Raw genomic sequence first — 12,600 nt, forward strand, 5'->3', positions numbered from 1 at the left:
TTATATTATAAGAGATTCATACATCAACAAAATTAAAAAACAACTTAAAATAAGTTGAATTTTAATTTTTTTAAATTTCATTTTTTAATTTTATAAATAGTTATGCTTCTTAAAATTGTCTTGCTTCATAATTTATGGCTCTAAGTAAAAAAAATAAAATTTATATGCTAAAAGTCGTTATTTTATTTAATTTTTAATGCTAGCGATACAAAGTCATTTGCATTTAGCGAACCCTTTCCAACAAGATATCCGCTCAAATTCTTTACTTGTTCCAATCTTTCTATACTATTAAAGCAAACAGAGCCACCATATAAAACAGGAACATTTTTATCTAATTCATTGTGAATAAAATTTACAACATTTTGGATATGTTCAACCTTTGGAATAATTCCATTACCAATACAATAAACAGGCTCATATGAAATAATTAAATTATTATAATCACTAATGCCTTTTAGGGCGCTTTGGATTTGCTTTTGTAAAACATCAAACGTACGGCCAGTTTCGAATTCGTTTATCGATTCCCCGATACATAATATAGTTTTAATATTAGTTTTTTTAAGATGCAATATTTTTTGGTTGATTAATTCATCAGTTTCGCTAAATAATAATCTTCTTTCACTATGCCCGATAATTACAAAATCAACATTTGCTTCAATTGCCACATTAAGCGATACTTCACCAGTATAAGCACCATTTAATTCATGGAATATATTTTGCAATCCAAATAAATAACTACGCTGAGGATTATTATAAGCTATATATGTGCTATCAAATGAAGGGGCAATGCCAATCTTAATGTTATTTAATTTGGCTTTATTTTCATCTATGAGGTAATCAAGAGCATCGATATAAGATTCGACATCTAAAAAAGTTTTATTCATCTTAAAATTTCCGATTAAATATTTCATAAAAATTCCTTCTTTTGTTTTTTTAATTTATTATTAATTAAAATTCTTATAAATGTATTGCTAGCATACCAATAACTAGTGTAAGGGACGAAATGCCGATAATGAGATATGAAGCCAAGTTAGTTGATCCTAAAATATTTTTGTTCTTGCTTTTTTTTGCTTGTTCGATATTATAAGCATTTCTTTCACTATTTAAAATCTTATCTTTTTCAAATTGATTCATACCAGAATAATATTTAGCCTTAGCACGCATGTTAATGCGATAATTATGATAAAAGCTTAATATCGGCGAGGCCAATCCTTTACCAAATCCGCTACGAGAAATTAAGACCAATAAGCCAATACCCATAACAGTTACACAACCAACACTAATTGCATTAGACCATGTTATTTTTACAGAACTCTGCTTTTTTAAAAAACCTGTTAATAATATCATTAAAATCATTAAAAAAATTGAAATAAAAAAATAAATAATATTACCTAGTGTTCAGCTTCGTGATCAATAACTTCCAGATTTTCTATATTGACTTTTTCTATAATTTTTTTTCTTCATATCTGTTCTCTTTAATTACTAATTATACTTAATTAATTATAATTAAAACAGATAAAAAAACATTAGACAATATTATTCGTCTAATGTTTAGTTAAACTATTTTTTAACTCATTTTGCAATTTGTTCTTTTGTTCCGTATATTCAATGTTCTTTATCAACTTGATAATTAATTGGCATATTTGGAAACTGTTGCTCATAAATATAATCAATATTAAATGAAACATTTTGAAACTTTTCATTAGCATTTGATATTTTGGGAATTGCCTTAAACAAATTAATTGTATATGGGTGTAAAGGATTATTATAAATAGCTTCCGTTTTACCGCTTTCTACAATCTTGCCTAAATGCATAATTTGCACATTATCTGCAACATATTCAATCATACTCAAATCATGGGCAATAAATATTAAACCAATATTTTTTCTAATACATAAATCTTTTAATAAATTAACAACTTGCGCCTGAATAGAAATGTCAAGAGAAGCAATTGGTTCATCGGCAACAATAACTTTTGGTTCAGTAATCAATGCACGAGCAATAACAATACGTTGTAATTGTCCGCCACTAAATTCATGTGGATAGCGATATGCAAATTGTTTTAATAAACCAACATCTTCAAGAGAACGATAAATAATCATTTTATACAATAATTCTGAAATTAAATATTTAGCAAATGGAAATGAAAACTTATAATCATAAAGATTAAATCTTTTAGACCATTTCGTATGATGAACGTCAACATTTTCACTATTTTTCTTATTAAGATTTAATTCAACTCATTTATAGTCAATGCCAAGTAATAGATAAATACGCTTAATGTCTTTTCTTAAATAATCTCTTTCGATATTAAATGATTTTAATGTATCCTCTTTCAAGGCAATATCAGAGTTATACATTTTAACAACAGTATCTTTATCTTTTTTGATAGCCTGAATTTTTTCAAGAATCCTTTTGATATCTTTATTTGTTTTAAAAATATTTAGGTCATTAGGTTTTGCTTTTAGTGATTCTTTTAATACGTTATATTTCTCGGTTAGAGAATTAATTTTAGTATCATAAAGATTTTTAACATATTTAATGAATTCAAATTTATGTTTTTTGTATAAATCATTGCAAATAGTTTGATCAGCCACTAAACGTTGATACTCTGCCTTTTCAATTTGGATTTGTTGATACAAGTCATCAATAATTTTCTTATAACTTACTAAGAAGTTAGAGCGACCTTGCAAATACAGTTCTTTGGCCTCTTTAAGTTTTTTATGCGCTTGTGACAATTCTTGATGTGAATATTGCGGAATTTGTTTTAGCGCTATTCTTTGCTTTAAAGTAGATATTTGTGAATTTAATTGTTCTAATTCATCGCGAAAGTTTTGCTCATTTCTATTGGAAATTTCGGTATATTTAGAAAAATCAAACTTAAAATTTTCTTTTAATGTTTGCTTAATTTGCGCTAACATTATCTTTGAATACTCAATTTTTTCTAGATGTGTATTATAAAAGTTCAAAACATAACTTTCAAGCTCTTTAACCAATTGTTTTATATCTTCATAATGTAAAAATGTTAGACATTTTTTTAATGAATTCAAGGTCATCACTCTTGCTTTGAATAGATATTCATTTTTTAAATTATACAAATAGAAATCTAAATCAGTAGACATTAGTCGGGCAATATTCACTAAGCCTCTTTCATTTTTATTTTCCACACAGAAGTTACTAAACGTATTTTTAGAAATATAAATTTGATGTTTATGCTCTTTTATTAGTTGTTTTTTCTTAGCAAGAAGATATTCCAATTCCTTCATATCATCATATTGTTCGCAAGATAAACAACTTAATTTACTAATTTTCTTAAATTCTTCTTGTGCTTTTCGATATGCTAATTCTTCCTTAGATAATTCTTCGCGACGGTATTTAGATTGCATTTCATAATAGAAATTTATCAACGACGAAGCGTTTGAATACATATTATTAATAATCAAACTTTCCATTCTTTGTTTTTCTTCTAGGTAAGCATAAAACAACGAAAAGTTATCTTCACGGCTCAATTCCTCATCTAATTTAAAATCAGCGAATGCCTTTTTTCATTTTGAAAAGAAAGGATTAGCAAGGCGGTTAATTTCTTGATAATTTTGAAGTTCTAGCTTCATGGCTTGAATTTGAAATGTATATTTAAATGTTTTTTTGACTTCTAACCAATCTTTGAAAATATCATTTATTTTAGTTTTCATTATACCGTTGACTAATAACGGTTCTCTTAGGATTGTATAAATATTTTGTTGACTATTTAAAGAAGCATGAGGATCTTGAAAAATCATTTGAACGTTTTTACGTAGATATTTTTTAAGCGATAGGCTAATATGCTTACCTGAAATTATTTTATCTTCTAGTCGCACAAATCCATTATAGTCATCATAAAGTCTCAATATTGTTCTACCAACAGTTGTCTTCCCTGAACCAGACTCGCCAATAAGACCAACAATTTCTCCTTCATGAAGATCAAAAGATACACCATCAACAGCTTTATTAATGATACCTTGACTAACAAAATATTTTTTAAGATTATCAATTGATAATATAACTTTTCTTTCTTCTTTATTTTTCATTTTGAAATGCCTTTTTAAATAATTCTAAACGATTTTGTAGATCTTTTGTGAGTTCAACCTTCGGTGCTTCAGGACTTAATAATCAAGTAGCGGCTGAGTGTGTTTCAGTTATTGGGATTAAAGGAGGTTCTTTGATAAAATCAATTTCAAGAGCATAATCATTACGAGGAGCAAAAGGGTCACCAACAGGAAGGTTAGCCATATCTGGTGGTGTTCCTTTAATGTTATACAATTTTTCCTCTTTTGATTCAGGAATAGCAGATATTAAAGCTCATGTGTATGGGTGAGCGGGTTGTGTAAAAATTTCTTCTTTCGAACCTTTTTCAACAATTCTTCCGGCATACATAACATAAATATAATCACAGAATTTCGCAATAACGGAAATGTTATGGCTAATTAAAATAATGGAAATCCCCATTTTTTGTCTAATTTCTTCAAATAAAGCGAGAACACTAGCCTGAACAGTAGGATCAAGAGCAGTAGTTGGCTCATCAGCAATAATTAAATCTGGTTTAAGAGCAACTACCATAGTAATAACAATTCTTTGTTTCATACCACCTGACAGTGTATGAGGATAAGCACTAAAAATCTTTTCTACATCCCTTAAACCAAATGTTTTTAATAAACCCAATAAATAGGATTTTTTTTCAGTATATGTTTTAGCACTTCACTCAGTATTATTATTAAGTGCATCTAATAATTGTTTTCCAATGGTGCGAGTTGGGTTTAGCGATGTTAAGGGGTCTTGAGGGATATATCCAATTTTTTGACCTCGAACAATTTGCCAATATTTTTCTTTTTTAAAAATGTTGCTTAGTTCCAAATCACCAATTTGGATTTTATCAGCACTTATAATTCCATTCTCATTAACATTAATTAACGTTTTTGATGTTACTGATTTGCCAGAGCCTGATTCACCAACTAATCCTACAATTTGCCCACGCTTAACATCCAAGTCAACACCACGAACAATATGAATAGTTTTTTTTCTGCCTGCTGGAAAACTTACATGTAAATTTCTTACTTCTAACAATTTATCATCTTCCATTATTTCTTGCGATTGAAATCTAGAATATAAATATGATCGCTTTTGAGTAGTTTGTTTTTTAATTTGTGACATAATTATTTTCTCTTTCCCTTAGTTATTACTCTAGGATCAAGGGCATCATGAATACCAAGAGCCATAAAGTTTAGCGATAATGATAGTAATAATAATATTAATGTCGGAAGTAGGATTACTCATACGTTTTCACTAGCTTCTGAAGCCGATTCAATTAAGATCTGACCTAAGTTAGTATCATTCCCAGATTTAAAGAAACCAAGAAATGCCAATGATGCAACTCATAAAATTACACTTGGGACATTTTTAACAAACGAGTTAGCAATTTTCCCAATAATTGCAGGCAAGGCGTGAACAAATATTTGTCTTGAGGCAGAAGCACCTATTGCTTTTGAGGCTGTTATATATTCCTCGTTTTTAACGGTTATTATGTATAACCTTGTTAAACCCACAAACAATGGCCATCCAGCAATAGACATAGCTAAAATCAAGGAAATTTGGTTTGTCCCAAAGATTCCGACAAATATAAGAATCCAAATAATTGTTGGTGGAGCATTAAAAATATTAATTATTCTCATAATGATTGTATCAATTAATTTACCCGCATAAAAACCAAGGACCGCACCTAAAGTGATGCCAAACACAGCTTGAATTATTGTGGTAATAATAGCAATTTCAATCCCTCTCCATGTTGCATATCACGTTGTAACTCATATATCATAACCAGTTGAAGAGGTTCCTAAAATAGTTTTTAATGTAGGAACTTGCGGTATTAAAACCTTAGTTACATATTCATCAGTTAGTAAAACTCCGTTAGGTCTTGAGTTAATTAAACCATTCAGAACTCACGCTTTAAATAAATGATAAGCATTATAGTGAATAAATAATTGACCTTGATCATTAGTGTCAATGGTTGTTGAATTTGTAAAGAATGCAAATCAATTATTTCATTCAACTTCTTGCCCTAATTCCTTTCCATGACTAACAACATAATTATAGAATTTATAAATCTGATCGTCGGGTGTTATAGCTTTAGTTACAAAAGGTGAATATGCCGGCGGCAACGAGTTAATAAAATCATAACCATTAATTGGTTTGTTGGGGGTATAATTTGTGACTAGACTTGATGGAATTAATAATGATGCCAGTAATATAAACAAAAACACAATTAGCGAAACAACAACAATTGGGTTTGAAAAGAATCTTTTTATAATTTCAATAGCCATTTTTTTAGGGCGCCCTGCTATTGAGGAGGTTTGAACCTTATCACTTTCAGAAACAAAACCGAACTTTCTAGATAGTTCAGAACTTATTTTGTATTTTTTGTTAAATTCTTTAATCTGAGATTGTAAATTATCTTCCATATTTAACGTTCTAACCTACCTTTCATTATGGATTTTGAGACATAGAATTATGGTTTTGTTGATTCAATGCCCTTTTTGCATATAGATCTTTTTCAAGTTTCTTTCTTTCTAAAAATGCTTTAAAAAATAGCCAATAATTTTTCTTATTTTGTGCAGAATATGTAATTTTTGGATCTAATACAGCAAACATTACATCTACAAATATCTCAGCAGCTAATCCAATTCCAGTAAAGAATATCGTTGAAAACATAATAATATTAATTTCTCCAGTTGGAAATGAATTAGCAATAACAGTACTTGTTCCTGGAACATCTCAGTATCTTTCAATAATAATTGAACCAGACAATAGCCCAAGGAATGAGCCAAATAATAAGCTAAATAATGGAATCGAAATATTTCTTAATACATACTTAAAAAATATTTGAGTAGCCTTCAACCCTTTAGTTTTCGCTATTAAAACATAATTAGATGTTAATACAGTGATTACTTGATTTCTTGTATAACTAACATATACAGCCATTGAAGTTAAGGTAATAATTAACACAGGCGGTAGATATGATACAAATAATTTACCAAATGTTGGTTCAAGAGCATCTCTCGGAACTACGGTTGGAATACCAATTTTTAGTGAAATGGTAATTAATATCGGAGCTAAAACAAATGAAGGAATTGCTACAAATAATAGAACAAATAAATTAGCGCCAGAGTCAAATAATTTTCCCCTTTTATAACCGGCAAAAACACCAATAGTTATACCGCTAATTGAGCTAATAATAAATGCAGGAAGAGTAATTCTAATCGAATATTTTAATGGGGTAAAAAATAATAATTGTATGTTAGTATATTCAGAAGGATTTGGATTATTTTCTTTATTAATAATAAATCCAAAATCACCACGAAAGATATTTCCGATATAGCGGAAATATCTTACGATGATAGGAATGGGCGTACCATCTTCATATCTAAGCCCAAAAGCTATTTCATTGTCATATGTAAGTTGCTCAATTGAGAGCTTATTTTTAGGATTTTGAAATAGTTTTTCAACTATTGCTTTAACCGGACTTTGCCCAAAAGCGCTGACAAGTGTATATACAACAAAAGTTATAATAAACAATGTCAGGAGTGCAAATAATATTCTTTGACGTATATATCTAAACATTGTATAAATTAGTTTTTAATCTTTCAATCTACATATAGATCGACACCAGGATTTGTGGAATCAGGTACGACAAATTTTTTCTCTACTAATGCTCTACCAAATTCGTTCTTTTGTTTAAAAATTGCATATGTGAATCCAATATTAAAGAATGATGTAAATTGTTCCATTAACTCAATTGCTTGTTCATTAGTATGTTTTGCAATATATTGTAATCAAAATGCTGCTGTTCATGCATAAGCATCTGTTCCATGCTTGCCATCATGTGATGTTCAAGGGATTGCTTTATTATTGCTATCTCTTTTTAGAAAATAGTGTTCTTTTCCGTTTTCAGTTCTTTTTTCAAAGGTAACAGAGGTAGTATATGGTAGGTATTGTCCCTTATATTTGTTTTCAACTAAATGAAGATCCGCAAACGGTACTGAACCAATTCACTTATGTGGTCCATCCTCGTTAGCATATTTAACCATATCCTTTGCAAGTTGATAAATTTTTGGATAATTTTCTTTTATTAATTTGTTTTTATCATCCGAATCATTTGCTGCTATTCAAGTTAATGTCGGAACTAGGTTTGCGCTAAATGAAAGGCCGTCATATCCCGAACCGATTGAGTCGTAGTCATATGATCACGAAACAGTTTCTGATCCATTTGATCCTCTTGATCTAAAATTATCAAATCTAGGATCATCTTTATTATCAGTGTAATATATTGATAATTTTAATTTTGGATGTAATTGTGAAAATGTTTCTTGAATACTTTCAAATGCTGTTTTATATCCCTTAGGTATATTTATAAATGGAAAGGCATATTTAAACTCAATATCTTGGTCTTTATATTCAGGAAATTCTTTATAAAAATTATCAATTAATTTCTTTAGTTCTTCTTTAATTTGTTCAAAACCGGCAGATTCAAGTTTTTGCGATCTCGTTCCATTCTTTTTAAATAACACTTCTTCATTTTCGCTAGGACTTATTTCTTTGCCTATTGTGCCAAAATCAATTTTTCCAGACTTATCTGCCTTTAGAGCAAATAAAGAGTTTATTCTGTCTCTGACATCATTTGGAGTTCTGAATTTTGATGATTGTTGGTCACTACCGCCAATTGGTGAACCATCTGCAACTTTTGCTATTCATGCCGATGACTGAGAACTGGTTGCTTGCGAAGCAAACTCATCTCAATTAATTGCAGCATTTATTAAAGTTCTAAAAATTAATCCACGACCAGATATAAATTCACTTGGATCATTTAAACCTTTTGATAGCTCGTCTCTTGTTGCCCCATAAACTAATTTAGCAAAAGCATCATTGAATTCATAGAAATTAGTTTTTTGCCCTTGAGGAAGTGCTCTAACAAATGGTTGTGCAACGTTTCTATAAAATGGTCTATTTGTATTTACAACTTGAATGTAACGCAATCCAAATTTATTACCATCTCTCAAAATTTCATCTTGTTGTGCTTTATTTAATTGACTAAATGCAATTTGTGAAACGCTACCTTCTTTGTACTTATTAAAAATTCTGTCTGCAAATGTTTCTGCCGCAACGTTTTGATTATATATAAACACTATTTGTTCAATAGTATCAGGGCTATTCACAAATTTTTGATCATAGTAATTCTTATTTTTCTTAAGAATTAACTCTTGGCCTTTTTGAGGTGATATATAATATGCGCCATTATATAAAGTGTTTTTTAAACTTACTCCATATCAATAGGCTCCAACCTTATATACTATAGAATTTTTATCTAATTTTTTAATCTTATCTTCAAATTTTTTGGTTTCACCATTTTGCAAACCGTTATAGTTATATACTGGCAATTGCTCTGTTTGATTCTTTTCATCAATATATTGCGAAGGAGCTGGCTGAAAGGTATAATCTCTCAATATTAACTTATTAAAGAACTCTGTAAATTCTGGATCATCATGATTAGAAATTTTTTCAAATGTTACAGCATCATCTAATCCTACTTTTTGTATAAATTCTTTTTCTACAGAAAACTTCTTATGATCAATACCGAAAAGACTGAATAAATAATCATTTGAATACTCCTCTTTATCAGTAAAGGCTGATGAAGAAGCATCTGATAAAACTTTGGCAGCTTCTTTATCAAGTTCCTCAGAACCACCATTTTTATCTCTAAATGATTGACTGACAGAAAGTGTTCTTAATCACGAGTAATAAAAATCTTTTGCATTAACTTCATATTTCGTCTTTTTACCCGTTTCGTCAACCCAAAAAACACCTTTTCGAATAATAAATTGAACTTTAGTAGCTGATTTTAATTTATTATCAAAGTTAAAACTGTTGATAGATTTTTGATTATTCGATTTTAATTCTACTGAAGCAGAAGTGTAATATTTAACTCCGTCTTTTTCACCATTAGGCTCTGTCATGATATCGGCATCATCGGAATCAAATGTTGTTATAGAACCATTTTTGTCTGTTATAACAACTGCAGAAGCCATTGCTAATGCCTTTTTTGTTCAAGTTGGAGTTGTGATATATTGAGCAGTTCCAATTATTTTACCACTTTGATCCTTTTTGACTTTGTTAGTTAAAACTGGTTCTCCGATATTTTCAATGCGAACCAAACCAGCTGAAGTTTGTTGTGTCGTTGCGACACTTACATATCCACCATACGATCTTGAAGCATCATATACAAATGCTTGCCCTGTATAAGGTGAGTTATATTCAAACACGTATTTATGAACTTTACCGCTTTGTAAGTTGTTGCTGCAGCTTGCTAAAAGCAGGGGCACTGAAGCACTAAGTAAAGGTAAAGAAGCTAATAATATTTTGTTTGCTTTTTTCATTTTAATCTCCATTTTTTATAATTCCATAAAAGTCATTAAGGTGTTATTGTATTTAAAAAATTATTATCTAGTTATATAAAATGACTTATATAAAATTACAAAATAATTATAAATTATTTTTAATCTTTTGTTAGGTTTTGCTCTTAAAGAGGCGCATTTTCTCTTGTCTTTCAATGTGACTTTTTTAATACATTTTTGATTGATTTTTATTACTTTTTTATTGAAATTATTTAAATCTGGGTTTTATTAAGAAAATGCTAAAAGATACTTTTTTATTAAGAAAATTCTTATGTTTATTGAGTAATTATGTACCTCTAAAATCCATAATCTTAGGACGGTAAATAATGTTGAAATATGAAAAATCTATATTATTCTTTTTAATTTTAATCTTATTAATTATGATATTTAAATGTATAAGTTGCATTACAAATTCCTCCAAGAATAATATTTTTATTTCACGAATTCATAGAATTCATCTTAATAATACCCTTGTTGAAATTAATAATTTCAATAGCAAAAAATGCAGCTATTATAGCTGTGAACATACTAGAAATTTGATAATTTTCATTTATTTTTTTTATGTCCATCATTTTTTCCTAACATTAATTATTTTAACAACATTTAAAATTTTTTTGCAAAAAAATATAATACTTTTTAAATTTATTTATAAAAATCGACTTAGTTTTAGCAGTTTTATTAATATAAAAAATAAAATAAAAAAATAAAGCAATATTAGATATTTTTGATATAATTTTTTTAATTCAACTTGTTATGGCTAATTATTTAGCATAATGAATTGGATTAACATAGTTAATGTCTTATCCGAGCTTTTTTGCTTATTTCACTAAATAATTTAGATCAGGGTCTGCGGAGTCTGATTTTTTAAAATTGTGATAAAATTTTACTATTATGAATTCAAAGACAAAAAATATTATTTTTAACGAACATAAAGACAATATTAAATGAGATATATATTTTATGTCCTTAGCCAAATTAAGTGCATTTAGATCTAAGGACCCAACAACAAAAGTAGGGGCCTGTATTGTAAGCCCAAATAATTATGTCATTTCATTAGGTTACAATGGAATGCCAACTAGTTTTAATAACACCGAGGTTGATAATGACCTAGCCTTTCCATGGAATCGACCAAGTTGTTCTGATGATGTGCTACATTCAAAATATACATATGTTGTTCATGCTGAAGCAAATGCTATAATTAATGCTAATCTAACTAATTCTAAAATTGAACCAGGTTCAGCAATTTATGTTACACATTCGCCATGCTATAACTGTGCAAAATTAATTGTCCAATCAAAAATATCAAGAGTTTATTATGCTAGTGAATATAAACCGGAAGCAGATGATTTTAAAGCTAGCCTAAAAATATTTAGCACCTTTGGTGTTGAATTTATAAAAATAAAAAATGATTTTGATATTGATTTTAAAATAAAGAAATAATTTTTTATTTAATTTAAATTTTTAGGTCTTAAAAATAAATTTAATATCATATATTTGATAAATATTTTTAAACTATAAAAATGTTGCAATTTGACTAAGAATTAACAATTTTCTAATAAAAAATTAGAAAAAAATAGTTCTACTTTAGAAATTTCATAAGAAATTGTTTTATTTTTTTCATCTACTTTAAAATCAAATAATTTCTTATGAAATAAATAAGAAAAATTATCAAGCAGGTCTTGATAATTTTAATTATTTTGTTATAGTTTCTCCACATGATTGGGAGCCAAAAAGAGTCGCTAGATTTATTAAATATCGATGAATATTTTATTAAATCAAACATAAAAAAATCAATTTAAACTTGTTTTAGTTATAAAAACCACTAAAATTTAAGTTAAAAAAAGAATAAAGCCATCATTAAATTAAAAAAAATTCCCACTTTTTGGGGAAAAATTAAACAACTAAAAATATAAAAAAATTGCCTATATTTATGGCAAGCTTTTTTGTTCCCTAAAAACTGAATATCGACTTTTTTTTATTTTAGATAACTTCTATAGAATCACTATTAAACCAATCAATTTATTAGTACTGGTCAGCTGAATATATTGCTATACTTACACCTCCAGCCTATCAACCTCATAGTCTATAAGGAATTTAATAGGGAATACTCATCTCTGAGGG

The 12,600-nt window shown here is 28.3% G+C and carries 9 protein-coding genes and 1 rRNA gene; 1 reads left to right on the forward strand and 9 read right to left on the reverse strand.

The window, feature by feature from the left end; genetic code table 4:
• Positions 1–182: 182 nt before the first annotated feature.
• From tpiA to ACWXVS_RS02655, 8 genes are all read right to left on the reverse strand, one after another.
• On the reverse strand, positions 183–911 hold the full coding sequence (tpiA, locus tag ACWXVS_RS02620; protein WP_438340870.1) for a triose-phosphate isomerase: 729 nt from the start codon (positions 909–911) through the stop codon (positions 183–185).
• Between the two features lie 46 nt (positions 912–957).
• A complete protein-coding gene (locus ACWXVS_RS02625; protein WP_438340871.1) occupies positions 958–1,464 on the reverse strand; it encodes a hypothetical protein in 507 nt (168 codons plus the stop codon).
• Between the two features lie 96 nt (positions 1,465–1,560).
• Complete coding sequence (locus ACWXVS_RS02630; protein WP_438340872.1) at positions 1,561–4,068, reverse strand: ATP-binding cassette domain-containing protein; 2,508 nt, start codon at positions 4,066–4,068, stop codon at positions 1,561–1,563.
• Positions 4,058–5,188 carry an oligopeptide/dipeptide ABC transporter ATP-binding protein gene (locus ACWXVS_RS02635; RefSeq protein ID WP_438340873.1) on the reverse strand — a complete coding sequence of 377 codons (1,131 nt, stop codon included), beginning with the start codon at positions 5,186–5,188 and terminating at the stop codon, positions 4,058–4,060. The genes ACWXVS_RS02630 and ACWXVS_RS02635 overlap by 11 nt, the downstream gene beginning before the upstream one ends.
• Positions 5,189–5,190: 2 nt before the next feature.
• On the reverse strand, positions 5,191–6,492 hold the full coding sequence (locus tag ACWXVS_RS02640; RefSeq protein WP_438340874.1) for an ABC transporter permease subunit: 1,302 nt from the start codon (positions 6,490–6,492) through the stop codon (positions 5,191–5,193).
• A 25-nt stretch (positions 6,493–6,517) separates the two neighbouring features.
• Complete coding sequence (locus tag ACWXVS_RS02645; protein WP_438340875.1) at positions 6,518–7,651, reverse strand: ABC transporter permease subunit; 1,134 nt, start codon at positions 7,649–7,651, stop codon at positions 6,518–6,520.
• Between the two features lie 8 nt (positions 7,652–7,659).
• Positions 7,660–10,461, reverse strand: coding sequence for an OppA family ABC transporter substrate-binding lipoprotein (locus tag ACWXVS_RS02650; protein WP_438340876.1), 2,802 nt, complete (start codon positions 10,459–10,461; stop codon positions 7,660–7,662).
• Positions 10,462–10,853: 392 nt separating this feature from the next.
• Positions 10,854–11,051 carry a hypothetical protein gene (locus ACWXVS_RS02655; protein WP_455994913.1) on the reverse strand — a complete coding sequence of 66 codons (198 nt, stop codon included), beginning with the start codon at positions 11,049–11,051 and terminating at the stop codon, positions 10,854–10,856.
• A 319-nt stretch (positions 11,052–11,370) separates the two neighbouring features.
• Between ACWXVS_RS02655 and ACWXVS_RS02660 the strand changes: the two genes are divergently transcribed.
• A complete protein-coding gene (locus ACWXVS_RS02660; RefSeq protein WP_438340878.1) occupies positions 11,371–11,919 on the forward strand; it encodes a deaminase in 549 nt (182 codons plus the stop codon).
• A gap of 561 nt (positions 11,920–12,480) precedes the next feature.
• On the opposite strand, the gene ACWXVS_RS02665 is transcribed toward ACWXVS_RS02660, so the two are convergent.
• A 23S ribosomal RNA gene (locus tag ACWXVS_RS02665) occupies positions 12,481–12,600 on the reverse strand; the annotation flags it as partial.

The organism is Mycoplasma sp. 327 (assembly GCF_053851655.1).